17 protein-coding genes and 1 pseudogene are annotated in these 25,027 nt (G+C 66.4%); 6 read left to right on the top strand and 12 right to left on the bottom strand.

All coding sequences use genetic code 11. The features are described from left to right. The 3 genes and pseudogenes from IB278_RS03705 to IB278_RS03715 all read left to right on the top strand — a co-directional run. Window positions 1-1,610, top strand: a pseudogene (locus IB278_RS03705) (hypothetical protein); the annotation flags it as partial. Window positions 1,611-1,754: 144 nt separating this feature from the next. Beyond that, window positions 1,755-2,231 (top strand): MarR family winged helix-turn-helix transcriptional regulator, encoded by a 477-nt coding sequence (locus IB278_RS03710; RefSeq protein ID WP_192322651.1) that lies wholly within the window; start codon window positions 1,755-1,757, stop codon window positions 2,229-2,231. A 113-nt stretch (window positions 2,232-2,344) separates the two neighbouring features. Next, window positions 2,345-3,352 carry an alpha/beta fold hydrolase gene (locus IB278_RS03715; protein ID WP_192322652.1) on the top strand — a complete coding sequence of 336 codons (1,008 nt, stop codon included), beginning with the start codon at window positions 2,345-2,347 and terminating at the stop codon, window positions 3,350-3,352. A 7-nt stretch (window positions 3,353-3,359) separates the two neighbouring features. Here IB278_RS03715 and ilvB read toward each other — a convergent pair whose 3' ends face one another. Then, on the bottom strand, window positions 3,360-5,159 hold the full coding sequence (gene ilvB, locus IB278_RS03720; RefSeq protein WP_192322653.1) for a biosynthetic-type acetolactate synthase large subunit: 1,800 nt from the start codon (window positions 5,157-5,159) through the stop codon (window positions 3,360-3,362). Between the two features lie 65 nt (window positions 5,160-5,224). On the opposite strand from ilvB, the gene IB278_RS03725 reads away from it, so the two are divergent. After that, entirely contained in the window at window positions 5,225-5,719 is a 495-nt protein-coding gene (locus IB278_RS03725) for an Lrp/AsnC family transcriptional regulator (protein WP_209535244.1), read from the top strand. A gap of 41 nt (window positions 5,720-5,760) precedes the next feature. Here IB278_RS03725 and IB278_RS03730 read toward each other — a convergent pair whose 3' ends face one another. From IB278_RS03730 to IB278_RS03750, 5 genes are all read right to left on the bottom strand, one after another. Next, window positions 5,761-7,098, bottom strand: coding sequence for a TolC family outer membrane protein (locus IB278_RS03730; RefSeq protein WP_192322654.1), 1,338 nt, complete (start codon window positions 7,096-7,098; stop codon window positions 5,761-5,763). Further along, entirely contained in the window at window positions 7,095-8,468 is a 1,374-nt protein-coding gene (locus tag IB278_RS03735; protein ID WP_192322655.1) for an HlyD family type I secretion periplasmic adaptor subunit, read from the bottom strand. Before IB278_RS03735 ends, IB278_RS03730 begins: the two co-directional genes overlap by 4 nt. 45 nt (window positions 8,469-8,513) lie before the next feature. Beyond that, window positions 8,514-10,241: a type I secretion system permease/ATPase gene (locus IB278_RS03740; protein ID WP_192322656.1), complete on the bottom strand. Its 1,728-nt coding sequence runs from the start codon at window positions 10,239-10,241 to the stop codon at window positions 8,514-8,516. Between the two features lie 2 nt (window positions 10,242-10,243). Next, window positions 10,244-11,998 (bottom strand): type I secretion system permease/ATPase, encoded by a 1,755-nt coding sequence (locus IB278_RS03745; RefSeq protein WP_192322657.1) that lies wholly within the window; start codon window positions 11,996-11,998, stop codon window positions 10,244-10,246. Window positions 11,999-12,088: 90 nt separating this feature from the next. Further along, on the bottom strand, window positions 12,089-15,763 hold the full coding sequence (locus IB278_RS03750; protein ID WP_192322658.1) for a DUF5801 repeats-in-toxin domain-containing protein: 3,675 nt from the start codon (window positions 15,761-15,763) through the stop codon (window positions 12,089-12,091). Window positions 15,764-16,423: 660 nt separating this feature from the next. Between IB278_RS03750 and IB278_RS03755 the strand changes: the two genes are divergently transcribed. Further along, entirely contained in the window at window positions 16,424-17,209 is a 786-nt protein-coding gene (locus IB278_RS03755; protein WP_318646673.1) for a LuxR C-terminal-related transcriptional regulator, read from the top strand. Window positions 17,210-17,239: 30 nt separating this feature from the next. Here the strand turns inward: IB278_RS03755 and IB278_RS03760 are convergent, their stop codons facing one another. Continuing rightward, window positions 17,240-18,133, bottom strand: a complete 894-nt coding sequence (locus tag IB278_RS03760; RefSeq protein WP_192322660.1) for a LysR family transcriptional regulator — start codon at window positions 18,131-18,133, stop codon at window positions 17,240-17,242. Between the two features lie 89 nt (window positions 18,134-18,222). Here IB278_RS03760 and IB278_RS03765 point away from each other — a divergent pair, with 89 nt between their 5' ends. Further along, window positions 18,223-19,020, top strand: coding sequence for an NAD(P)H-dependent oxidoreductase (locus IB278_RS03765; RefSeq protein WP_192322661.1), 798 nt, complete (start codon window positions 18,223-18,225; stop codon window positions 19,018-19,020). On the opposite strand, the gene IB278_RS03770 is transcribed toward IB278_RS03765, so the two are convergent. The 5 genes from IB278_RS03770 to IB278_RS03790 all read right to left on the bottom strand — a co-directional run bounded on the left by IB278_RS03770 (window position 19,017) and on the right by IB278_RS03790 (window position 25,005). Continuing rightward, entirely contained in the window at window positions 19,017-21,107 is a 2,091-nt protein-coding gene (locus tag IB278_RS03770) for an alpha/beta hydrolase domain-containing protein (RefSeq protein WP_192322662.1), read from the bottom strand. The genes IB278_RS03765 and IB278_RS03770 overlap by 4 nt on opposite strands. A gap of 61 nt (window positions 21,108-21,168) precedes the next feature. Next, window positions 21,169-22,140, bottom strand: a complete 972-nt coding sequence (locus IB278_RS03775) for a Bug family tripartite tricarboxylate transporter substrate binding protein (protein WP_192322663.1) — start codon at window positions 22,138-22,140, stop codon at window positions 21,169-21,171. Between the two features lie 44 nt (window positions 22,141-22,184). Further along, window positions 22,185-22,550, bottom strand: coding sequence for a hypothetical protein (locus IB278_RS03780; protein ID WP_145743275.1), 366 nt, complete (start codon window positions 22,548-22,550; stop codon window positions 22,185-22,187). After that, window positions 22,547-23,947: an acyclic terpene utilization AtuA family protein gene (locus IB278_RS03785; protein ID WP_192322664.1), complete on the bottom strand. Its 1,401-nt coding sequence runs from the start codon at window positions 23,945-23,947 to the stop codon at window positions 22,547-22,549. Before IB278_RS03785 ends, IB278_RS03780 begins: the two co-directional genes overlap by 4 nt. A gap of 86 nt (window positions 23,948-24,033) precedes the next feature. Then, entirely contained in the window at window positions 24,034-25,005 is a 972-nt protein-coding gene (locus tag IB278_RS03790) for a Bug family tripartite tricarboxylate transporter substrate binding protein (protein ID WP_192322665.1), read from the bottom strand. Between the last annotated feature and the right edge of the window lie 22 nt (window positions 25,006-25,027).

Genomic DNA, 25,027 nt, shown 5'->3' on the forward strand with positions numbered 1-25,027 from the left:
CCTCGAGCTTTGCGCTCGGCGTAGCCACGCAAGGCGGCGACTCCGGGCTCAAGAGCGATGGCGCCACCATCTACCTGTACCTGGTGGCCGGCAAGGTCATCGGTTCGACTTCTGCCAGCGAGGCCGGCATCACGGCGGGCAACACCATCTTCGACCTGTCCGTGAGCGCCGCCGGCTCGGTGACGCTGCAGCAGTTCGCCGAGATCGATCATGCGCTGCCGGGTGATTCGTCCAACTACGCGGACCAGGAGGCCACGCTGGCCGACACGCTGATCACCCTGACCAACACGGTGACGGTCACCGACGGGGATGGCGACACCGCGACCGATTCCGAGGTGCTCAACATCGGTGCCAACATCCGCTTCGACGACGACGGCCCGACGGTGACCGCCATCTCCGACCTCACCGGAGCGAACGACGGCCTGCCCATTGCCGGAACGTACAACTTCTTCGTGGGCGCCGACGACGTGGACAACGCGTCGACCGACGGCATCGTGCTGAACACCTTGACCGGCACGACCGGCGGCGGGCGGCCCATCACCGATGCCGTCGTCTCGCACTTTGCCGAAGACGCCACGACGGTTACCTACAACTTCAGCTTCAACTACTACCCCGGGCCCACGTCGACCACCACGCAGGCGGCAACCGGCACGGTCGTCTTCAACAAGACGGACGGTACCTTCGCCTTTGATCTGGACCAGCTCATCGGTGGACAAACGACGTTCTCCACGAGTGCGCCGCTGGCCTCCTTCAACTACGACACCGAAGGCAACAACTCGCCGGAGATCGTGGTCCAGCAGTACAGCAGCGACTTCTTCGGCGTGCTGTCCGCCAGTTCCGCCAGGCCTCCAAGCGACACCGGCGACTTGATGTCGGGCAACGATCACGCGTTTGCGACGGGCGAAATCTTCACCAGCGAGAGTAAGGCTTTCGTCAATGTCGCAACCAACACCCTTGGGGTCAACTCCGACACCGTCCAGGCTGGCGAGTTGCTGAACTTCGACTTCTACAGGTCGAATCCAGTGAGCAACCCCACTTCGACGAGTCCGCCGCAACGGCCTGGCGCGGCCATTGTGGGTACGGACAAGGCCTATGCTGACGCAATCAACATCACGATCGATCAGATCACGGACGGCGAAGACGTGGCGATCCTGCTGAAGTTGTTCGATGCATCAACCAACACCACCACGACCCGGCTGCTGATCGCCAACTCTGCGACGGACTATCAATCGGCCGGAGGAGGCACGAAGATCGTCAGCATCGGCGAGGACGACTACGACAGCGCCACCTACCAGATCGCGGGCGTGCAGGTCCTGAGCAGCACCGAGGACCTTACCGGCACGGGCATCAGCCTGAGTACCCACGACACGGTGAACTTGACCGCGGCCGGAATGAACTATGCCGATACGTCGGACAATGACGTGTTCAAGATCATCAAGATCGATGTGATCACACAAACCACCATCAACTCGGACGTGGACCTGAACTTTGCAGGCCAGCTGGTCGACGGCGATGCCGACTACGCGAACTTCGACTTCGACGTCCACTTGGAGATCGATGGCATCGCCAACCTGATCGCCACAACCAACCAGCCAGAAGCGATCGCGTAGCGCGCTCTGGAACAAGGGGCGGCAGGAATGCCGTCCCCCTTTCCCATCTGGCCTGCGCCAGATGTACAAACACGGGAGTTGCCCATCGGGCACCTGCCGGCCTATCGCTTGCAATTGGATCGCATGCGATATATCATCCGGCCCATGCCTTCCAAGCAACTCCCCCCCAAGTCCGTCGATGCCCCCGAGGGCTATTCGCTGGCGCTGGACGAGCAACTCTGCTTCGCGCTCTATTCGACGATGCTGAGCCTCAACAAGGTGTACCGCGGGCTGCTGCGCGACCTGGACCTGACGTACCTCCAATACCTCGTCATGCTCGTGCTGTGGGAACAGGACGGCGTCAACGTATCTGAAATCTGCACGCGGCTCGCGCTCGAAACGACCACCCTCACCCCGCTTCTCAAGCGGCTCGAAGCGCGCGGCCTCATCCAGCGCGTGCGGTCGGCAACGGACGAACGGCAGGTGATCGTGTCGCTCACCGCCGAAGGCCGCGCGCTTCGCGGCAAGGCCAAGGCTCTTCCTTCATGCGTCGCGCAGGCCATGGAGTTGCCGCCAAAGGACATCGTCAAGCTGCGCTCGCAGTTGCGAACGTTGCGTTCCAACCTCGACAGGAACGCGTGATGGCCTGCCGCATCCGCCTTCCTGCTTCTTTTTCCCCTTTACATCGCACGCGATATTAATACGAACGATAGTTCTAATCCGCATCAACCAAGACGTCAAAAAAGGAACGCACCATGTCCGCAAACAGCAAGAATCTCACCGCCACCCCGACTCGCCGCAGCCTGCTGGCCGGCGGCGCGTCCATTGCAGCCGGAGCCCTCGTGGCGACCGGCTTCTCCAGGGCGGCATCCGCCGCTTCCACCGCCGCGCCGAAAGCCGGCGCGGTTCACGCCTCTTCGAAAGGAAAGCAGACCATGAGCAACACCATCGTGACCAAGGACGGCACCCAGCTTTACTTCAAGGACTGGGGTTCCGGCCAGCCTGTCGTGTTCAGCCACGGCTGGCCGCTCAACTCCGACAGCTGGGAATCGCAGATGCTGTTCCTGGCATCGCAGGGCTACCGCGCCGTGGCGCATGACCGCCGCGGCCACGGCCGCTCGAGCCAGCCCTGGAACGGCAACGACATGGACACCTATGCCGACGACCTGGCGACGGTGATCGAAACGCTGGATCTGAAGAACGTCGTGCTGGTCGGCTTCTCGACGGGCGGCGGCGAGGTGGCGCGCTACATCGGCCGCCACGGCACCAAGCGCGTGGCCAAGGCTGCGCTGATCTCGGCCGTGCCGCCGCAGATGCTGAAGACGGCCGCCAACCCCGGCGGGCTGCCGATGGAAGTGTTCGACGGCCTGCGCGCAGCGCAGCTCGCCAACCGCTCGCAGTTCTATAAAGATGTGCCCTCGGGCCCCTTCTTCGGCTTCAACCGGCCGGGCGCCAAGGTCTCGCAGGGACTGATCGACTCGTGGTGGGCGCAGGGCATGCTCGGCGGCCACAAGAACACCTATGACTCGATCAAGGCGTTCTCGGAAACCGACTTCACCGAAGACCTGAAGAAGTTCGACGTGCCCACGCTCATCATCCACGGCGACGACGACCAGATCGTGCCGATCGGCGCCTCGGGCCTGGCCTCAGCCAAGCTGGTGAAGAACAGCAAGCTCATCGTCTACCCCGGCGCGCCGCACGGCCTGACCGACACGCACAAGGACAAGTTCAACGCCGACCTGCTGGCGTTCATCAAGTCCTGAGCGTACCTCAGGCCTCTTCGTACCACCGGTCCTTCGAGAGCATCACCCGGTGGTGCCCACACCCGGCCGGCATCATCGGAAAGCAGTTCTCCTGCGCCGCGACCTGCACGTCGAGGAAGAACGGGCCTTCGCTGGCCAGGCATTCGGCCAGCGCAGCCTCAAGCGCGGCCGGGTCCGACACGCGGCGCGCTCCCCAGCCGAAGGCCTTGGCCAGCGCCACGAAGTCGGGCAGCGCCTCGTTCCAGCTGTGGCTCAGCCGGTTGCCATGGTTGAGCTCCTGCCACTGCCGCACCATGCCCATGTAGCCGTTGTTGCACAGCACCAGCTTCACCGGCGCGCGATGCTGCACGGCGGTCGAAAGCTCCTGGATGTTCATGAGCACCGAGGCATCGCCGCTCACGCAGACTGTGAGCGCATCGGGGTGGCCGATCTGGGCGCCGATGGCCGCGGGCAGCCCATAGCCCATGGTGCCGGCGCCGCCCGAGGTGAGCCAGCGGCGCGGGCGGTCGAAGCGCAGGTACTGCGCGGCCCACATCTGGTGCTGGCCCACGTCGGTGGACACGATCGCGTCGCGCCCCGCGATGGCGCGCTGCAGCGACGCCATCAGCTGCTGCGGCAGGATCGCATCGCCGCGCGGCGCAAAGCGCAGGCACTGCTCGGCGCGCCAGCGCTGGATGCGTTCCCACCAGGGTGCAAGCCGCCCGGGCGCAAGGCCTTCGGCCGGCAGCAGCGCGAGCACGGCCTCGAGGATCGCGGCGCAGTCGCCCACCATGGGCACATCGACCTTCACCACCTTGTTGATGCTGCCGGGGTCGATGTCGATGTGGATCTTGCGCGCGTGCGGGCAGAACTCGTCGAACTTGCCCGTCACGCGGTCGTCGAAGCGCGCACCGACGCACACCACCAGGTCGGCCTCGTGCATTGCAAGGTTGGCTTCGAGCATGCCGTGCATGCCCAGCATGCCGATGAATTTCGGATCGGACGCGGGGAAGGCGCCGAGCCCCATCAGCGTGAGCGTGCACGGTGCATGCAGGCGCTGCACCAGCTGCGCGAAAGCCTCGCAGGCGGCCGGCCCCGAGTTGATCAGCCCGCCGCCGCCATAGAGCACAGGCCGCCGTGCGGTGGAGAGCAGGTCGGCTGCGCGCTGCAGCATCGCCTTCGGCGGCAGCGCCGCCCTGCCCGTGCGCAACGCGCGCAGCGGCCTCGACGCGGTGCCGTGTGCGAGGCGCGCGAGCTGGATGTCCTTCGGCACGTCGAGCAGCACCGGCCCCGGCCGGCCCGAGGCAGCGATCTCGAGCGCGCGGCGCACCAGCGCCGGCACATCGTCCGCCGCCCGCACCTGCTGGTTCCACTTGGTGACAGGGCGAGACATGCCCAGCGCATCGCTCTCCTGGAAGGCCTGCGTGCCGATCACCGCCGTCGCGACCTGCCCGCTGATGCAGAGCACCGGCACCGAATCGCTCAGGGCGTCGAGCAGCCCCGTGATGGTGTTGCCCACGCCCGGCCCCGAGGTGACCAGCACCACGCCCACGCGCCCCGTGCTGCGCGCATAGCCCTCGGCCGCATGCACTGCGGCCTGCTCATGGCGCACCAGCACATGGCGCAGCCGCGGTTCGCCGTGCAGCGCGTCATACAGCGGCAGCGCGGCGCCGCCCGGGTAGCCGAAGATGGTGTCGACGCCGCACGCGACCAGCGTGTCGAGCAGGGCCTCAGCGCCGTTGCGCACGCGCGCGGCGGGATTGGGAGCCTCATGGGCCGCGGCGTGGAGGGCCAGGGAGGACGGAAGGGGAAGGTCGAGCAGTCGCATGCCGTCGATTCTTCCGGTTCTGATGCAGAATTTGCTTCTTTCTTTTGGCTCTTTCGGTCCAATTCATGAAAACCCTTCGGAAAACAGCCTCCAACGAAGAAGGATCTTTCGACAAGATCGACATGGCGATCCTGCGGGTGCTGCTGCTCGACTCGCGCAAGACCCTGCAGGAGATCGGCAGCGAGGTCGGCCTGTCGCCCACCAGCTGCTGGACGCGCATCAAGAAGCTCGAGGCCCACGGGGTGATCAAGCGCTACACCATCGACGTGGACCCGGCCAAGCTCGGCTACCACGACTCGGTGATCGTTCAGGTCACGCTCGAAAGCCACACCGACGAAACGCTCTACGACTTCGGCCGCGTGCTCGCGACCATTCCGGAGATCCAGGAGGCCTACCTGGTGTCGGGCGACTACGACTACTACATCCGCATCGCGGTGCGCGACACGCGCGACTACGAACGGCTGCTGCGCGAAAAGCTCTACAAGATCCCGGGCATCCGCCACAGCAAGTCGCACTTCGTGCTGCGCGTGCTGAAAGAGACCAGCGTGCCCGTCATCTGAGGCGGCCGGGGCGCGCACGCGGGGCCGGATTGCTGCAGGCGTCAGCGTACGAGCCAGCCGTTGACCTCGTCGATGACCTCGGCTTTGGCACCGCCCGCGAGCGCCTGCAAGCGTATCCGCGACATCAGGTAGACGAAGCGGGCCTGCGCCAGGTCACGCTGGGCGGAGACCTTCTGCTGCTCTGCGTTCAGCACGTCGGGCAAGGTGCGGCTGCCGGCCTCGAACGAGCGGCGATTCGAGATGACGACCTGCTCTGCGGAACGCACTGCCTGTTCGAGGGCCCTGACCCTCAATACGCCTTCCGTCACGCCGCGAAACTCCCGATGCAGCCGTACCCCCAGGTCGCGGCGCAGGGCCTCGAGCGCCTCTTCCGCACGCTGCTGCCCTGCGATTGCCTGCCTCACGGTCGAACTCACATGGCCGCCCGAATAAAGAGGAATGCTGAGCTGCAAGCCGATGGACTTGTTGCTGTAGCGGGTCTTGATGTTGTTGATCGTGTCGCTGTCGTTGCGGGACCACTGGGCAATGGCGTCCAGGGTCGGGTAGTGGCCGGCTTGTGCCTTCTCCAACTCGTATCTGGCCGCTTCCACCTGCGCGACGAGCGACTGGAGTTCCGGGCTGTTGATCTCGGCCTGTTCGACCCAGTCTTCCAGCCGGTCGGGCGACGGCCGAACGAGCCGCATCCTGGACGAATCCAGCGGCGCCAGCCTGTCGATAGGGCGATTGACCAGGCTCTGGATCTGCCTGCGCGTGAAGTCCAGGTTCTGGCGTGCCTCGAGTTCCTGCGCCAGGTTGAGGTCCAGCGCCGCACGTGCTTCGTCGATGTCGGTGCGCGTGCCGAACCCTGCGCCAAGCCGCTTCTGCGCGGCATCGAACTGGGTCGTGTAGGCGGTCTTTTGCGCCAGCACCAGCGCAAGATGTTCCTCGGCCAGGAGCGCCTCGAAATAGGCGCCGCTCACCCGAACGCCGACGTTCTGCGTTTCGCGTTCGAGCGTTGCCTCGGCATCGTCGACCTGGGCCTGCGCCTGGCGGTAGTCGGCCATCTGGTACATGCGGAAGAGGGGTTGCCTCAAGGTCAGCGCCTCGCTGCTGCTGGTGTAGCGCAGGTTGGCCGTGACGAGTTGCCCGGAGGCATCCGGCGACGTTCTTTCCAGCCAGTTCCGGTAGCGCGAGACGCTCGCCGACAAATTGGGAAGCAGTTGCGCGCGGGCCTGCGGCAGGCGTTCGCGCCGGGCGTCCGTGGCCGCCCGAACCGCGCGGATCGTCGAGTCCTGTGCCAGTGCTTCCCCATAGGCCTGCGACAAGTCGAGCGACCAGGCCGGCCCGCAGAGAAGGCCGGCGGCAGCAGCGAACGCCAGCAGGTGCTTCTTCACCTTCATTCTTCCGTCATCGAGGCGGCGATGCGCTTGGTGAGCGGATGCAAGAGGTAGACGAGCAGCGAGCGTTCCCCCGTCTTGAAGACCACCTCGACCGGCATGCCCGGCTGCAGCGAACGCTTGCCGAGCTTCTTCAGGCCCTCCTGCGTCACGGCCACCCGTGCAAGAAAGTAGCTCGCGTTGGTCTGCGGGTCGGTCAACAAGTCGCCGGAGACCGAAACCAGCCTGCCCTGCACCACGAGCTGCGGAGAATGGGCAAAGCTCGAGAAGCGCACATCCACCGGTATGCCGGCGCGGATGCGGTCGATCAGGTGAGGCGGCACCCGGGTCTCGAGCAGCAAGGGCTCGTTGGCAGGAACCACGTCCATCAGCTTTTGCCCCGGCGCGACCACGCCGCCAACGGTCTGCGCCACCAGCGCCACCACCTGGCCCGAAGCGGGCGAGCGGATCTCGGTGCGGCCCAGCTCATCGCGCAAGGCGACGAACTTCTCGAAATCTCCAAGCACTTCGCGGCTGACTTCGGCCTGCTGGGTTTCCACCTCCTTGTGGTACTCCTGCTGCCTCGCAATGGCACGCTGGCGAAGCTCCGCGATCGATCGCCGCGCCCGGCCCATGTTGCCGATGAGTTCGGCGATGGCGGTGTTCGATTCCGCAACCTGGCGTTCCATCTCCAGCTGGCGATTGCGCGGGGCAAAGCCTTCGCCGACCATCTTGCGCGTCTGGCCCAGTTCTTCGTTGAGAAGCGACAGCTGGGTTCGGCGGCTGCCCAACATGCTTGAGTAGGCTTGCGACAGCTCTTGCTGGCCCTGGATGTTCTCCTCGATCGATTGCAGGTCGGCGCGCAAGGCGGCACGGCGTGACCTGAGCAGTTGCTCCTGGTTGAACATCTGCTGCCGGATCAGCGGGTCCGAGGCCGCCGCCTGCAGGTCCGGATGAAAGTCGATGGTGTTCTGGCCGGCCTGTTCCGCCAGCAGCCGGCTCTGTATGGCGCGAAAGCCCAGATACCGCTGCCGCACGGTCTCGAAGCTCGCCCGGGCCGCGGCGTCGTCGAGCTTGAACAGCAACTGGCCCTCCTGGACCTGATCGCCCTCGCCCACCCGCACCTCCTTGAGGATGCCGCCGATCTGGTGCTGGACAGCCTTGCGCTTGGTGTCGATGGCCACCTGCCCCTGGCTCGGCACGCCCTCGTCCAGCGGCGCAAATGCAGCCCACAGCAGAAAGCCGCCGAATCCGGCAGCCAGTGCCCACGCGCCGATGCGCCCTGCACGGCCGAACTCGTTCCTGAGGCCATTTGCATCGTACTGCGACGGGTCGTTGTCCTCGTACGGCGCGGGCTTGGAAGTGACGTCCCTGAGAAGATTCGGTTTGGCCATTTGAAGCTCCCGGAGATGAATCGATGGCTGGAGGAAGGCGCCGGCTCAAGCCGACTGCACTACCAGGGCCGCCGTTCGCACCGCAGGCTGCGGGCGACGAAAAGACGCGAGCACGGCATCGCGCGGCCCGTCTGCGGCCAGCACGCCATCGCTCAGGACCATGAGGCGGTCGGCCACGGAAACCGCGCCTTGGCGATGCGTCACCAGGAACACCGTTTTTCCCTTGGCCTTCAACTGCCGTATGGCGCACACCAGTGCGGCCTCCCCGGCGTCGTCGAGGTTGGCATTCGGCTCATCCAGGACAATGAGCGAAGGGTCGCCATAGATCGCACGCGCCAGCCCGATGCGCTGCCTCTGCCCGCCGGAAAGCAGGCTGCCCGCGTCGCCGATGGGGGTGTCGTAGCCTTTGGGGAAACGCAGGATCGTCTCGTGCATGCCGGCGCTGCTTGCGGCCTCGATCACCTTGCGCGAGTCGGTCTCGCCGAGCCGCGCGATGTTTTCCGCAATGGTGCCGCCGAACAGCTCCACGTCCTGCGGCAGATAGCCGATATGCGGCCCCAGCTCCTGGCGGTTCCAGCCACCGATCGGCACCCCGTCGAGCAGTACCGAGCCGGAAGATGCGCCCCAGATGCCCACCATCACCTTTGCCAGCGTCGACTTGCCCGAGCCCGAGGGGCCCAGCACCGCGACCACGGTTCCTGCGGGAACCACAAACGAAATATTCTTGAGGATCGGTGTCGCTCGCCCCGCCGCCCCCGCAGAGACAGCTTGCAAGCTGATGGTGCCGGTCGGTCCGGCCCGGGAAGGGACACGGTCCCGCTCGGGGAATTCGTCCAGCAGTCTTTCGAGGCGCTGGAATGCGCTGCGGCAAGAGACAAAGCCACGCCACGTGCCGACCAGCTGGTCGATCGGCGCCAGTGCGCGGCTCATCAGCACGTTCGCCGCAATCATGGCACCTGGCGACAACTGGCCATCGATCACCAGCAGCGCGCCTGCCCCCAATGCGAGCGACTGCTGGCTGTAGCGTATGAATTTGCTCCAGCCGGCAACGCGGTTGATGAAGCCCTGCGCCAGGGCGCCCTTGTCCATGAAGGCCGCATGCTGGCGATTCCAGCGCTTCTGCAGATTGGCGACCATGCCCATCGATTCGAGCACCTCGATGTTTCGAAGCTTGCTCTGCAGGTCGCCCATCGTCTCGCCCGCGGCTTTCAGGACCTCTTCCGATGGCGCGACGGTCTGCCTCTGTCCGAACCAGGCCAGTGCCGCCTGGACCAGCGCGAACCCCAGCGCGAGGAGCCCGAGCCAGGGATGAAGAAAGAAGATCACCGCGATGTAGATCGGCGTCCAGGGCGCATCGAAGAGCGCAAAGACACCCGGGCCGGTGAGAAACTGGCGGATCTGGTTGAGGTCTGCGAAGGGCCTGGACTTGCTGGAGGCCGGCTGGCCGAGATAGGCCTGGAAGCTTCCGTTGAACACCCGGGTGCTCAGTTGCCGGTCGAAACGCAGGCTGGCCCGCACCAGGAGGCGCGAGCGCAGCCATTCCGACAGGGCCAGCGCCACGAAGAGGAGCAGCGTGATCAAGGACAGCGCGAGCAAGGTCAGTTCGCTTTGGCTGGACAGCACGCGATCGAATACCTGCAGCATGTAGAGCGTCGGCGCGAGCATGAGCAGGTTGGCCAGGAAGCTCAGCGAGCCGACCAGCAGGAACTCTCTTCGGAACCCCCAAAGAGCGCGCGCCAGTTCGCTGCGGTCGAAGAACGAAGCCTTGTTCATGGCTATGGGCTCGCCTCTGGCGCCACGCTCGCGGCGTTTGCCGCCTTGCGCACGCGGTCCATCGCCTGCTCGCCGGCTTTGCGCAGCGCGGCCAATACCTCGTCGCGTGCGCCGAAGCCCTGCATCGCGCCATCGCACAGCACCAGCATCTTGTCGGCCACCGCCAGCACGCTGGTGCGGTGCGTCATGACGACGAACGTGGTGCCGCGCGCCTTGAGTTTCAGGATGGCGGCCGTCAATGCGGCGTCGCCGGCGTCGTCGAGGCTCGAATTCGGTTCGTCGAGCACCACCAGCGCGGGCTCGCCGTAAAGAGCGCGCGCCAATGCAACCCGCTGCCGCTGCCCGCCCGACAGCACCGCGCCATCGGCTCCGACGGGGCTGTCATATCCCAGCGGAAGGCTCGTGATGTAGGCATGCAGGTCGACGGCCGACGCGGCTTCCCTGACCTTCGAAGGCCGCACCTCCCCAAAGCGCGCAATGTTCTCGGCCAGGGTGCCTTCGAGCAACTCCACGTCCTGGGGCAGATAGCCGATGTGCGGGCCGAGCTCGGCCTTGTCCCACGCGAACACGTCCGCGCCGTCCAGCCGTACCTTGCCGCTCGCGGCCGGCCAAAGTCCGACGATGAGGCGTGCCAGTGTCGTCTTTCCCGCGGCAGAGGGCCCCACGACGGCAAGCACCTCTCCAGGCAACAGGCTGAAGGCCACGTTCTTCAGGATGGCCGAGCCTCCGCCTGGAGCGCCTGCGACGAGGCTTTCGACCTGCAGCGCGCCCTTGGGCGGCGGCAAGGACATCGTCTCGGGCCGCGGCGCGATGGCGCTCAACAGGCTGCCCAGCCGCTGCCATGCATCGCCCGCGTGGACCACCATGCGCCATTGCGCCACCAGCAGCACCAACGGCGCCAAGGCCCGGCCGCCCAGGATCGAGCCGACCACCATCATTCCAGCGTCGCCGTTGAGCTGGTTCTTCAACAGCAGCCAGGCACCCAGGCCGAGCAACAGGGAACCCATGGTGACCTGCATGAACTTGCTGACGGCCTGGTAGGCGCCGGCGTTGTCCGAGGCCAAGGCCTCGCGCTGCAGGAAATCGCGCCGCTTGCCCATCCAGCGGCGATGGACGTCCCGCAGCATGCCCATCGACTCGATCACCTGCGAGTTCCGGAGCGCAGCATCCGCGTACTGCTGCGCTTCGATCGCGCATCGATTGGCCGACACCAACGGCGGCCGCGTGTTCCGGTCGTTGAGCCAGCCCACGAACACCTGCAACAGCGAGCCCACCACGGCCGACCAGCCCAGCACGGGGCTGATGGCAAACATCAGCCCCATGAAGACCAGCGCAACCGGCGCTTCCATCAGCGCCAGCAACGGCGGTGAATACAGGAACTCCCGCAAGGTGCGAAGGTCGTTGAGCGGCTGCACGGTGCCGCCCGGCAAGCGCTTGAGACCGGCTTCGAAAATGGCGGCGAAGACCCGGTTGCGCAGCTTCTGATCGAGCTTCTGCCCGGCCCGGTACATCACTTCGGCGCGCGCCCAGTCGAGCACTTCCATCAGGCCGTAGGCGGCCAGAACCAGCAAGGTCAGCATGGCCAGCGTGAGCGGGCTGCGGCTGCTCACGACCCGGCCATACACCTCGAGCATGTACGCGCTCGGAGCCAGCAAGAGAAGACCCGAGCACACACTGAACCAGGCCGCCCGTACGAAGTAGGCGTTGAGCGCTGTCACCGCCTGGCGCAGTTCGCCAGACTTTTCCTGAGGTTTCATGGCACCTCGCAGGTTCGACAATTGATACGCCTGGGCACAGGCCGGGTGGCAAGGGGGCGCATTCCTGCCGCCCCCTTGCCCGAGAGCTCGCTAGACAGCCTCCGTCTGCTGGGTGGCTGTGCCGATCAGGTTGGCCACGCCATCGATCTCAAGGTGGACATCGAAGTCGAAGTTCGCGTAGTCGGCGTCGCCGTCGATCAACTGGCCTGTGAAGTTCAGATCCACGTCCGAATTGATGGTCGTCGATGTGATCACGTCGATCTTGATGATCTTGAACACGTCGTTGTCCGACGTATCGGCATAGTTCGAGCCGGCCGCGGTCAGGTTCACCGAGCCGTGGGTACTCAGGCTGACGCCCGTGCCGGTGACGTCTTCGGTGCTGCTCATGACCTGCACGCCCGCGATCTGGTAGTGGGCGCTGTCGTAGTCGTCCACACCGATGCTGACGATCTTCATGCCTCCTCCGGCGGACTGATAGTCCGATGCGGAATTGGCGATCAGGAGCGTGGTCGTGGGGGTGCCGGTCGTCTTGTTGACCAACTTCAGCAGGACGGCCACGTCTTCGCCATCCGTGATCTGGTCGATCGTGATGTTGATCGCGTCGGCATAGGCCCTGTCCGTCCCGACGATCGTCGCATCGGGCCGTGGCGGCGGGCTCGTCACAGTGGGGTTGCTCACCGGATTCGACCTGTAGTAGTCGAAGTTCAGCAACTCGCCAGCCTGGACGGTGTCGGAGTTCACGCCGAGGGTGTTGGTCGCGACATTGACAAAACCCGCACTTGCGCTGTTGAAGGTTTCGCCCACCGTGAAAGCGTGATCGTTGCCCGACACCAGGTCGCTGGTGTCGCTCGGAGGCGTGGCCGCCCTCGCGGACAGCACGCCGAAGAAGTCGCTGCTGTACTGCTGGACCACGATCTCGGGCGAATTGTTGCCTTCCGTGTCGTAGTTGAAGGAGGCCAGCGGCGCACTCGTGGAGAACGTCGTTTGTCCTCCGAAGACCTGGTCCAGGTCGAAGCTGTAAGTACCGTCCGTCTTGTTGAAGATGACCGTGCCGGTTGCCGCCTGCGTGGTGGTCGACGTGGGCCCGGGGTAGTAGTTGAAGCTGAAGTGGTAGGTGACCGTGGTGGCGTCTTCCGCAAAGTGCGCGACGGCCGCATCGGTGATGGCCCGGCCGCCGGCGGTCGTTCCGGTCAGGCCGGTCAGCACGATGCCGTCGGTCGACGCGTTGTCCACGTCGTCCGCGCCCACGGAGAAGTTGTAGGTTCCGGCAATGGGCTGGGCGTCGTTCGCGCCGGTGAGGTCGGAGATGGCGGTCACCGTCGGGCCGTGGTCGTCGAACTTGATGTTGGCGCCGATGTTGAGCACCTTGGAATCGGTCGCGGTGTCGCCATCCCCGTCGGTGAGCGTCACCGTGTTGGTGAGGGTGATCAAGGTGTCGACCAGCGTGGCCTGCTGGGCCGCGTAGTTGGACCCCTCGCCCGGTAGCGCGTGGTCGATTTCCGCAAACTGCCGCAAGGTCACCGACCCGGTTGCGCTCACGGACAGGTCGAAGATGGTGTTGCCAGCCGTGATGGTGCCCGCGGTGGCGGCCGTCGAACCGATGACACTCCCGCCCACCAGGTACAGCTTGATGGACGCGCCGTCGCTCGTGAGTCCGGACGCGCCGCCCGGCGTGGACAGGCCGAGCGCGAAGGCCGAGGCGGTGGTGCCCGCCCCGTCGGCGCCATAGCTGCTCGAGGTCACGCCGAAGGCGGTCGAGAAGTCCTGCGTGGCGGAGTCGGTGGCGGCGCCGATGGTGTCGGCGTCCTGCGTGTTGACCAGCGCCGTGTCGGTGGGCGCTGCCAGCACGACGGACGGGCCGTCGTCGTCGAACCTGATGTTGGCGCCGATGTTGAGCAGCTTGGCGTCGCTCGCGGTATCGCCGTCCTGGTCGGTGATCGTCACCGTATCGCTGAGCGTGACCAGGTCGTCGGCCATCGTGGCCTCCTGGTCCGCGTAGTTCGACGATGACCCTGGAAGTGCGTGGTCGATCTCGGCGAACTGCTGCAGCGTCACCGAGCCGCTTGCGCTCACGGCCAGGTCGAAAATGGTGTTGGTGGCAAGAATTCCGGCTTCGGTGGCGGAGGTCGAACCAATGACCTTGCCGCTCACCAGATACAGGTAGATGGTGGCGCCATCGCTCTTGAGCCCCGAGTCGCCACCTTGCGTTTTCACGCCGAGCGCAAAGGCCGGGTTGGTGGTTCCTGCTCCGTCGGCGCCATAGCTGCTCGACGTCGTGCCGAAGGCGGTTGCGAAGTTCGTGGTGGCGGAGTCGGTCGCGGCGCCGATGGTGTCGGCGTCCTGCGTGTTGACCAGCGCGGTGTCGGTGGGCGTCGCCAGCACGATGGACGGCCCGTCGTCCTCGAAGTTCATCTGCGAGCCGACCTCTGCCGTCGCACTGGAAACCTGCAGCAGCCGGAAGCCGCCGATGTCGAAGTCCGCGTGGGTGTTGCCCGAGGCATTGGTGGCCGCCCCGTTTTCGATGAGTACGCGGTTGTGGTCCGCCGACGTCGTGTATTCGATCGAGTAGCCGGCCTTGACGCCGGTGATTGTCGCGACGCCGCCCGTGATGGATATGCCGATGGTCGAACTCGCGCCGCCCTCGGCGCCACCCGAAAAGCTTTCAAGAACCGCTCCGGTGACGGAGTCGAGCACGCGCACGCTCGTGATCGCAACCGTCGTGTCGTTCGCATAGCCGTCGATGAAGCTGTTGCCGGACTCGACCGCCGTGCTGTATGCGGTGACCTTGACCTGGGCAGTCTTTCCGCTTTGCAGCTGCACGACGTCGAAATCGGCAGTCCTCGCTCCGAACATGCCTGTGAAGTCGATGTTCGACTCCAGGTCGGCTTCGTTCTGGTCCAGGTTCGGAATGGTGACGTCCGCCCTGGCGCCGGTCACGAAGGTGAAGCGGACGCCCTCCTGCTCGGTGATCATCTGGCTGTTGGTGCCGAACGTGGTCGGCCCGCCAGCCTTGCTGGTGTTGATCGTGTCACCGGTGGTGATGCTGATGTCGTCCTTGAGGTCGATGGGATCGGGCCCGGACTGGTTTGCCGGGTCCTTGCCCGTCGCGATGATCGTCACGTCGGAAATCCGGCCGTCCACGATCGTCGGATCGGTCTTCGTGAACATCAGGAACAGGTTCTGGCCAGCTGGCGCACCTTCGAGATTGAACTCCGTATCCTGGCTGACACTGACGAAGACCTTGTTGAGCAGGTTGACTGCATCGTCGGGGTTGGCCGCATCGGGGTTCGATATCGCTTCATACTGGACCATCCAGATCTTCGCGCCCGTCACCGGGGTTCCCGTCTCCTCCAGGTAGGCCGCGAACACGACGACACCGGCGGTGGTCTTCCCGTAGACGACGTTGTTGTTGGTCGTGTCGGTGAACAGGAAGATGTCGTCGCCGTCGGCGGTATTGAGGCCGCTGTCCAAGCCAGCGAGCGGAGCGCCGCCCGCGTCCGTGAATGCCATGCCGGAGAAGGCGCCGGTCCCGCTGAGCGTGATTGCGTTGGTGCCGGTGTTGCTCCCGGTATAGCCACTCAAGGCGACTTTGGTCGGGGTTCCCGCACCCTGGGTGGTCAGGCGGCTGGTGAAGGCGGCCGGCAGCGCAAGCGCGGTGTCATTGTCGTTACTGTCTTCCGTTGGGGCAGGGGTAACAAAAAGGTTCTGCAACCCGTCGGATTCGTCCAGGGTCACGGTCGAACCGGGTGTCAAAGTCAGCGGCATAAACGCTCCTTGTTATTAGGAAAAATACGGCCGACGGAGAACAGCGCAACTCGAGAGGAACTGCGTTCACTGGCAATTGACCAGGTTCACTTGTCGGCAGAGGGGAGACGATGCTGAACCGCGGGCCCGCGCACTGTCCATAGGTCGAAAGTTGTCACCCAAAGGATGACGCGCGGCGCCGGCCGTCGCGCTTTGACCCGCCATACATCTCGATACCTTGCAACGCCAGGAATCAATCCTGACAACCATGTACCGCTTTATCATTAATTTGAAGGTGCATTCAACACGCATGCCGGGGGAAACATGGAACAAGTCCCACGCTCGTCTGCGGGGCTGGCTTCTGCGTGGAACGTAGATCCGCGGCCATCGACGCAAGACGCTCGCGCACTGTCGCCATTCGCGTTGCCCGCGCTTCGCACAGCGCACTGCTTTCAACCCGCCCGGCTCGAAACCCCGCCTCCCGGGCCCCACCCTGTACTCGACACCGATGTTTCGGTCCTGATCGCAACCTGCCCAGGCCGCTCATCGACGCTGTGCGGACTGGGCCTGTTGGCATCGAGACACCGGGCTGACCGGACATACCGGGTCGAGCGCTCGGAAATGAGGAGCCTCTCTGACCTGGAATCCTGCTGCCGGCAGCACGCACCTCGTTTGCTGCTCGTGGACATCGCGTTGATTTCGCCAGAGGGTGTCGGCAGATTGGACGATCTGCGCCGCCACTTTCCCGCCACCGACTGGCTGCTCGGCTGGGAGCGGCCCTCGACCCAGGGCCTGGATGCAGCGATCCGAATCCAGGCCCGCGGCTGCATCGAGTGGGCCGCGGGCGCGGAGCAACTCGCACAATCGCTGGATGCCGTACTGGCGGGCGCCTTGGGTTTTCCGGATCCGGTATTGCAGGCGCTGTATCTGGCCGTGCTGCGGTTGATGGCAGCCGGCGGACGGTCGGCATCCGGTGCAACATCGTCTGCAGCCAGGCTGACCGCGCGTGAGGACGAGGTGCTGTCGCTGATGCACCGGGACATGTCCAACAAGCAGATCGCCGAACGGCTCGGGATCAGTGTCAACACAGTCAAGAAGCACCTTGCCCATGTATCCGCGAAGCAGGGGCAGCACAGTCGGCGCTGGCATCTCGCCCGGCCCGGGCTCGTCGGACCGGTTCCGGAAAGATCCATCCCGCATCTCGAACCGGCGCCCTCGCCGCTCCCCATGGGGAAACCCAGGATGGCGACCGCATCGAGTGTCCTGCGCGATGCGGACTGCTTCAAGAACGTGAAGGCAGGCCAGTTTCCGCGGATCTCCTATCACCTGGGCGGGGCCACGGACAACGAACTGCTTGAAGCTGCTGCGTCGAAGATCGACTCGCATCTTTGCTGCTACGCCGGATGGCCCAATGCCTTTTCGACAGTGCCCGCGATGAAGAGCCTCTTCGAGCTTCGGGGCAAGTAGCCATCCGGACCGTCGAGGATCCGCACGCGTCTAGAGGCTCGCCGCAATCCGCTCCCGCAGCCAGCGATGGCCCGGATCGCGATGGCGCCGCTCATGCCACAGCATCGCCATCTCGTAGCCCGGCACTTCCAGCGGCGCCTCCACCACGCGCAGCCCCGGCGCGCCGCGCGCCAGCCGCTCGGGCAGCATCGCGACCATGTCGGTGCCGGCCAGCACCGACATCATGAAAAGGAAATGCGGCACCGACAGCACCACCCGCCGCGCGAGCCCCTGCTGTGCCAGTGCATCGTCCGTGGGGCCGGCAAAGCCGCCACCGCCCAACGACACCACCACATGCTCCAGCGCGCAGAACTGCGCCAGCGTGGGCCGGCGCTTCAGGCGCGGATGGCCGCTGCGTCCGGCCAGCACGTAGCGCTCATGGAACAGCACGCGCCGGTGCAGCCCGGGCGGTGCGCCCACGCTGGTATGGAAGAACAGGTCGATCTCCCCCTGCTCGAGCTGCCGAGCCATGCGCGATGGCACCGCCTCCACCACGGCCAGCCGCGTGTGGGGCGCGGCCGCACGAAGACCGGCGAGTGCCGGCAGCAGGATCGCCGATTCGGCATAGTCGGCCGCGGCCACGCGCCAGGTGGTGGTCGCCTCGGCGGGGTCGAAAGGTTTTGTGGGCGCCACCGCGCGAGCCAATGATTCCAGCGCTTCGCGCAGCGGCTCGCGCAGTTCGTCGGCCCGCGCGGTGGGCCGCATGCCGCGCTGCGCGGGCACCAGCAGCGGATCGTTGAACACCTCGCGCAGCCGGGCGAGCTGCACGCTCACCGAGGGCTGGGAGAGGTTCAGGCGCTCGGCAGCACGGGTCACGCTGCGTTCGGCCAGCAGCACATCGAGCGTCAGCAGCAGGTTGAGGTCGATCCGCTTGAAATTGTCCATCGCTATTCCTGGAATTCCGAATATTCATTTCCAATATAGCTCGGCAACTCCTAACCTGCCTGCATGTTCATCCGACGAATCATGCAGCCATGAAAATCCTTCTTGTCCATGCCCACCCCGAAGCCCGCTCGCTCAACGGCTCTCTGAAGCAGTTCATCGTGGATCGCCTCGTGCAGTCCGGGCACGAAGTGCAGGTGTCCGACCTGTACGCCATGCAATGGAAGGCCACGCTGGCGGCCGACGACTTCGCGCACCTCGAACCCGGCGCGCCCTTCGATCCCATCACCGATTCCCAGCACGCCTTCGAGGCCGGCACCCAGCGCGAGGAAGTCGCTGCCGAGCAGGCCAAGCTGCTCTGGGCCGACACCGTGATCTTCCAGTTCCCGCTGTGGTGGTACACGATGCCGGCCATCCTCAAGGGCTGGGTCGACCGTGTCTACGCCTATGGCTTTGCCTACGGCGTGGGCGAGCACTCCGACAGGCACTGGGGCGACCGCTTCGGCCAGGGCGTGATGGCCGACAAGCGCGCCATGCTCGTGGTCACGACCGGCGGCTGGGCCTCGCACTACAGTGCCCGGGGCATCAACGGCCCGATGGACGACCTGCTGTTCCCGATCCACCACGGCATCCTCTACTACCCCGGCTTCGAGGTGCTGCCGCCTTTCGTGGTGTACCGCACCGGCAAGGTCGATGCCGCGGCCTATGCGCGCATCACCGAAGAGCTGGGCCGCCGGCTCGACACGCTGGCAACCACCGAGCCGATCCCGTTCCGCCCGCAGAACGCCGGCGACTACGAGATCCCTGCGCTCACCCTGCGCGACGACATCGCGCCGGGCGAGGCCGGCTTTGCAGTGCACGCCGCGCCGGCCGGCAGGAACGCGCGCTAAGGCAGCACCGGCTTCGCCGCCGCGCTGGCAATGGCCGCATCCGCATCGGCGCGCAGCATGAAGCGCCTGGCGACCAGGTCGTTGGCCGCGGTGGCCACGGCCGCGACGTAGCCGGCCTGGTCGATGTAGCGCTCCTGCAGCGAGGGCCGCGGATCGCCGCTGCCCGAACGCTCGGCCGCCGTCTTCGCAAAGGGAAAGTACGAACCGAACAAGCCCGCCAAGTCGATGGTGCCCGGCTTGCTGGTGTAGTTCCAGCCGGTGTTGGTGCCCACGGGCACCGCCACGTCGAGGCTGCGGATGCCCGCGATGTCGTTGCCGTCGGCATCCACCTGCGGCACGAGGATGGCGTAGTCGCGGCCAAGGTAGGCGGGCGGCACCTGCGTGGCGATGCCGCTCTCGTCCTGCGGCCGGTAGTTCGGCCCCCAGTCGAGCAGCGAATAGGTGTTGACCAGGCCCGTGTAGTTCGCGCCCGGAATGGACGGGAACTTCAGCTGCTGCGGGCGCACCAGCGTGGCGTCGGCCAGCTTGGGCACCTGGCTGTCGGGCGGCGCCGTGCCCTTGACGACCCAGTCCTCCAGGTTCTGGTAGAGCGCGCGCACCACCGGCACCACGCCGGCGTTCGCGTTGGTGGCGTAGAGCGCCCCCGCGGTCGCGCCCGGCAGCGAGGGCAGGCCCAGCAGGTGGTGCGTGCTCGCGTAGTAGTAGATGCGCGCGTTGTCCGGCTGCACGAGGTCGGCCGTGCCCCAGGCGTCGGTCAGCAGCGGCGAGCCCTGCAGCACATAGAACTCCGTGCCGCTGAAGCCGATGAAGAGCTTGGGGCAGGTGCCGCTCGCCTCGCAGCGCGACAGGATGCCGCCGCGGCGCTGCGCCACGTCGTCCACGTAGTCCTTCGAAAGGCCGCGCGTGCCGGCCTGGCCGAAGGCCGTGTGGTCGGTGCGCACGCCTCCGCCGCCGCCCGGAATCGCGAAGCGCATGTTGATGTTGGTCTGGCGCGCCGCAATCTGCGCGAACACGCCGTCGAACACCTTGCGTCCCGCGAGGTCCTGGTTGAAGCCGAGGTGCACGAAGGTCTTCATGAAGTTGCCGCATTGCGACACGCCCGAGGCAATGGTGTTCTTGATGGCGGCCGCCACCGGGTTGGCGGTGCCCGCGGCGTCGCTCGCCTCGCGATGGAAGAAGGCGATCATGTCGCGCACGGCCGCGAGCCCCAGGCCCATGACCTTGGGGTCCTTCGCGACGTAGACCAGCTCGTACATGTAGGCCGGATCCCATTTGTCCCGGAGGCACACGTTCGTCTCGTCGGGCGTGCCGGGGAACGGTGCGGCGGCGCTGCACCTGGCAAACTTCCAGTCGCTCGCGGGAATGAGCTGGCGCGCATCGGCTTCGTTGATGCGCCGCGTGAGCACGTAGCCGGGCTGCGTGTTGTCCAGGCTCGCCGTCGCGTAGGCCTGCATGGCCGCATTGAACGGGCCGCCGGGCAGCGGCAGCGAATCGTTGGTGGCCGCCGTGGGCAACAGCTCGGCCCGGTAGGTGCCGGTGATGCTGCTGCCGTCCGCATTCCGGGCCACGGGCACCTGGAGCGTGAGCTTGCCCGCCGCGGCCGGCACGTCGCCCTGCCAGGCGGCCGTGAGGAACACGTAGCCGCGCGACGCAAAGTACGGATCGAGGTTGACGATGTTGCCGCGGTTCGGCGCGTCGTAGCGCAGCACGCCGCTGGCCTTGCTCATGTCCTTGGGCTTGAAGAGCACGAAGTCGGAGCTGTACTCGACCTTGCCATTGGCATTGAGCGGCGCGAGCGGCAGGTCCTGGATGATGGCGTTGCGCGCGTCCTTCGGATCGACCTCGCCCGTGAAGGTGCCGGTGATCTTCTCGTAGGTGCCGACGCTGCCGAAGCTGCCCGCAACGTCCTCGGTCTTCGAGATGGCGAGCTTGAACTTCGGCGCTTCGGCAGTTGCCGGCGGGGGCGTGGTTGCGGCCGGCGGCGGCAGCACGAAGCCACCGCCTCCTCCACCACCGCTTCCGCCGCATGCGCTCAGGAAAAGGGCGGCCGAAGCCACCGTGGCAGCCAACAGGCTCCAGCGTTTCATGGTTTGTCTCCTTCGTTGTGTGTCTGCGCGGCGCCGATCCCCGCTGCGGCCGGCGCGCGCCCTACTCGGCTTCGATGCCGGCGGCCTTGACGATGCGGCCCCACTTCTGCGACTCGGCCGTCTGGAACCTGGCGAGCTCTTCGGGCGAGGTGGTGAACACCTCGGTGCCGGTGGGTTCGTAGAAGGCCGTCTTCGCGGACTCGCTCTTCGCGGCCTTCACCAACAGTTCGTTGAGCCGCTTGACCACAGCCGGCGGCGTCTTCGCGGGCGCATAGGCGGCGAACCAGTAGCCCATTTCATAGCCCTTCACGCCGGCCTCCGAAATGGTCGGCACGTCGGGCGCGAGCGGCGAACGCGCCGCGCTCGAAACGCCCAGCGCGCGCAGCTTGCCGCCCTTGACCTGCGGCAGGCCGGTGGCCGCGTCGGTGATCATCATGTGGATCTGCCCGCCCAGCAGGTCGGTGACGGCGAGCGTGTTGCTCTTGTAGGGCACGTGCAGCAGCTTGATGTCAGCCATCTGCTGCAGCAGCTCGCCCGCCATGCGGCTGGACGAACTGCCGCTGCCGAAGCTGTACTTGCCCGGCTCCTTCTTCGCGAGCGCCACGAACTCGGCCACGCTCTTGGCGGGGAACGACGGATTCACCACCATGATCTGCCCGCCCTTGCCGAGTGCGGTGATGGGCACGTAGTCCTTCACAGGGTCGTAGGGCAGCTTCTTGAACAGGTGCTCGTTGGCGGCATGCGTGGTGTTGGTGGTGATCAGCACGGTGTAGCCGTCGGCCGCGGCCTTGGCCACCTGCTGCGAGGCGATGAAGCCGCTGGCGCCGGCCTTGTTGTCGATCACGACGGGCTGCTTCGTTTCGGCCGTGATGCTGTTGCCCAGCGCACGCGCGATCTGGTCGGTGGCGGTGCCGGCCGCAAAGGGCACGACGAAGGTGATGGGCTTTTCTGGAAAGGCCTGCGGCTGCGCGTGGCCCAGCAGCGGCACCAGTGCCAGCGCGGCGGCCGAAAGGGTCAGGGAACGTCGTTTCATTGTTTTGTCTCCGAATGGATGGCTGAGGAAAAAATGGATGGCTGCTACGGCCCTGCCAGCAGCGGCGCCAGCGCGCGCGGCACGCGGATGGGCATGTCGAGCAACAGGAAGGACAGCGCCTTGCCGTGCGCATCGAGGTTCAGTGCATCGTTGACGCCGCCGTCGAGCACGGCATCGAGCACGAAGTTCATCGCATGCAGCCGCGGCAGCAGGAAACGCTGCACCCGTGCCGGTGCGCGGTGGCGGAACTGCATCGACACGCGCTCGGGCGTGAGCTGCTCGGCCAGCACCGGGTAGAGGTCCGCGTGCCAGGCGATCACGCTGATGTTGGAGCGGTCGCCCTTGTCGCCGGTGCGGCCGTGGGCCGCGCGGTAGAGCGGCACTTCGATCATGTCTGCTGTCGTGTTCATGCCAGTTTTCCTCCACGCTGGCGCGTGAGCAGTTCGAAGCGCACCGGCACCGCTTCCCGCGGCAGCAGGCATGACAGGGTGTTGAGCCGCGGCGTGAGCGCCGTGCGCACACCGCCGCCGCCCGCAGGCCCGCAGGTGTAGAGCGCCATGACCTCGCGCGCCAGGCGCTCGGCCTCGGCGCGCTCCGCATGCGTGGTTGCCACGCGCAGGCGCACGTCGCGCAGGCCGGCGTCGGGCGTGTCCGCCAGCATGCGGCCGGCGTCGTCGCCCAGGATGCTCAGCGCGCCGATCAGGTCCACACGCAGCGCAAGCCCGTCGAGCCGCTGGCGCAGCACCTCGGCCGCGAGCCGCGCACGCGCTTCGGCCCGCGGTCCCGCATAGGAGATTTCGCCCTCGGCGAGCCAGCCGCCTTCATGGCAGACGTTGACCTTGTAGTGGCTCGGCCGCGCATGGCCGCGCACGCCGGAGAGTTCGACCCGGTCCCTGCCGGGCAGCGCGCGCACCTCGGCTTCGGCGATGTCGGCCACCACGTCGGGCGTGAGGTAGGCGCTCGGGTCGTGCACCTCGTAGAGCAGTTGCTCCTTCACGGTGGCTTCGCTCACGAGGCCGCCGGTGCCGTCGGCCTTGCCGATGGTGCAGTGGCCGTCGGCATCGATCTCGGCAATCGGGAAGCCCACTGCGTCGAGCCCCGGAACGTCCTTGTAGCCGGGGTCGGCAAAGTAGCCGCCGCACACCTGCGCGCCGCATTCGAGCAGGTGGCCCGCCATGGTGGCGCGGCCCAGCCGGTGCCAGTCGTCGGCGCGCCAGCCGAAGTGCGACATGGCCGGGCCGACCGCAAGAGAAGGATCGGCCACGCGGCCGCACACCACGATCTGCGCGCCGGCGTCGAGCGCGGCGGCAATCGGCTCGGCGCCGATGTAGGCATTGGCGCTGACGATGCGCAGGCCCTCCATCTGCGCGCCCAGCGTTTCATGCAGCAGCGCGCGGTGCGCGGGGCCGGAAAGGTCGTCACCCTCCACCACCGCGATGCGCGGCGCGTCGGCGCCGAGCTCGCGCGCCATGCGGGCGATGTGGCGGGCCGCGGCGCGCGGGTTGGCCGCGCCGAAGTTGCTCACGATGCGGATGCCGTGCGCGAGGCAGCGCGCCAGCACGGGCCGCAGCATGGCGTCGAGCAAGGGCTCGTAGCCGGCCTCAGGGTTGTCGCGGCGGCGCAGCTGGGCGAGCGCGAGCGTGCGTTCGGCCAGGGTTTCGAAGATCAGGAAAGCGCGCTGCCCCGCCGGGCCGCTGGCAAGCCGCGCGATCAGCGTATCAACCACCGGCCCGGCCGCATCGGTGCGATCGCCGGAAAAGCCGGCCGCGCAGCCGATCAGCAGTGGGGGCGGTGCATTGGCATTCATCGAGGCGGACTTTAGGCAGGCCGCCGTCATCCGTAAAATCGAAAATTCGGATCAATTGATCTGAATTTCAGATCGTCCGAGAAATCTCACTGGTCGAGCCGGATGCCGCGCCTGGCGATGATCGCGCCCCACTTGCGGCCTTCGCTGTCGATGAACGAGCTGAACTCCTCGGCGGAACCGCCGCCCGCCACCAGGCCCTGGCTGGCCAACAATTCGCGCACGGCAGGCTCCCGCAGCACGGTGTTCACGTCGGCGTTGATGCGGCGAACGACGTCGGGCGGCGTGCCGCTCGCGGTGAACAGGCCGTTCCACGCCAGCGACTCGAAGCCCGGATAGCCCGACTCCGCCACCGTGGGCAGATCCTTCATGAGCTCGGAGCGCTTCGCGCTCGTGACCGCGAGCAGCTTGAGGCGCTTGCCCTGGATGAGCGGCAGCAGCGCCGGTGCCACGGTGAAAAGCGCCTGCGTGTCGCCGGCTGCCACCGAGAGGCCCGCGGGCGGCGATCCGGCATAAGGCACGTGCACCGCCTCGATGCCCGCAACGCTGCGAAACAGCTCCATCGTCAGGTGCGACGAACTCCCCGCGCCCACCGAGGCATAGCTGAACTGGCGGCCCTGCGTCTTCGCCCACGCCACGAACTCAGGCAGCGTGTTGGCCGGGTTGCCGGCCTGCACGGCCAGCACGTTCGGCTGCGAGGTCGTGAGCACGATCGGCAGCAGGTCGCGCGCGGGCGCGTACGGCATGCGGCTGTACATGTGGGGCCCGAAGGCGATCGGACCGTTGAAGCCGATGCCCAGGGTGTGGCCGTCGTTCGGCGCCTTGGCCACGGCGTCCATGCCGATCAGGCCGCCCGCGCCGGCCCGGGTCTCGATGACGATGGGCTGCTTCCACATGGGCCGCAGCCGGTCGGCCAGCGTGCGCGCAATCAGGTCGAGTGAACTGCCGGCGGGCGCGGGAACGATCACGCGCACGGGCTTCGTCGGCCACTCCTGGGCGGAGGCGGCCATCGCCGATGCGCAGGCAAGGAGGAATGCGGCGAGCCTGATCTTCTTGTTCATGTTCGATCTGTGCTTGGGGCCG

Source organism: Variovorax sp. VRV01 (assembly GCF_014852545.1).
Taxonomy (GTDB): domain Bacteria; phylum Pseudomonadota; class Gammaproteobacteria; order Burkholderiales; family Burkholderiaceae_C; genus Variovorax; species Variovorax beijingensis_A.

Excerpts from the sequence above, each read along its gene's own strand:
- IB278_RS03710 (WP_192322651.1), top strand. The coding sequence starts at position 1,755 with ATGCCTTCCAAGCAACTCCCCCCCAAGTCCGTCGATGCCCCCGAGGGC.
- IB278_RS03715 (WP_192322652.1), top strand. The coding sequence starts at position 2,345 with ATGTCCGCAAACAGCAAGAATCTCACCGCCACCCCGACTCGCCGCAGC.
- ilvB (WP_192322653.1), bottom strand. The coding sequence starts at position 5,159 with ATGCGACTGCTCGACCTTCCCCTTCCGTCCTCCCTGGCCCTCCACGCC.
- IB278_RS03725 (WP_209535244.1), top strand. The coding sequence starts at position 5,225 with ATGAAAACCCTTCGGAAAACAGCCTCCAACGAAGAAGGATCTTTCGAC.
- IB278_RS03730 (WP_192322654.1), bottom strand. The coding sequence starts at position 7,098 with ATGAAGGTGAAGAAGCACCTGCTGGCGTTCGCTGCTGCCGCCGGCCTT.
- IB278_RS03735 (WP_192322655.1), bottom strand. The coding sequence starts at position 8,468 with ATGGCCAAACCGAATCTTCTCAGGGACGTCACTTCCAAGCCCGCGCCG.
- IB278_RS03740 (WP_192322656.1), bottom strand. The coding sequence starts at position 10,241 with ATGAACAAGGCTTCGTTCTTCGACCGCAGCGAACTGGCGCGCGCTCTT.
- IB278_RS03745 (WP_192322657.1), bottom strand. The coding sequence starts at position 11,998 with ATGAAACCTCAGGAAAAGTCTGGCGAACTGCGCCAGGCGGTGACAGCG.
- IB278_RS03750 (WP_192322658.1), bottom strand. The coding sequence starts at position 15,763 with ATGCCGCTGACTTTGACACCCGGTTCGACCGTGACCCTGGACGAATCC.
- IB278_RS03760 (WP_192322660.1), bottom strand. The coding sequence starts at position 18,133 with ATGGACAATTTCAAGCGGATCGACCTCAACCTGCTGCTGACGCTCGAT.
- IB278_RS03765 (WP_192322661.1), top strand. The coding sequence starts at position 18,223 with ATGAAAATCCTTCTTGTCCATGCCCACCCCGAAGCCCGCTCGCTCAAC.
- IB278_RS03770 (WP_192322662.1), bottom strand. The coding sequence starts at position 21,107 with ATGAAACGCTGGAGCCTGTTGGCTGCCACGGTGGCTTCGGCCGCCCTT.
- IB278_RS03775 (WP_192322663.1), bottom strand. The coding sequence starts at position 22,140 with ATGAAACGACGTTCCCTGACCCTTTCGGCCGCCGCGCTGGCACTGGTG.
- IB278_RS03780 (WP_145743275.1), bottom strand. The coding sequence starts at position 22,550 with ATGAACACGACAGCAGACATGATCGAAGTGCCGCTCTACCGCGCGGCC.
- IB278_RS03785 (WP_192322664.1), bottom strand. The coding sequence starts at position 23,947 with ATGAATGCCAATGCACCGCCCCCACTGCTGATCGGCTGCGCGGCCGGC.
- IB278_RS03790 (WP_192322665.1), bottom strand. The coding sequence starts at position 25,005 with ATGAACAAGAAGATCAGGCTCGCCGCATTCCTCCTTGCCTGCGCATCG.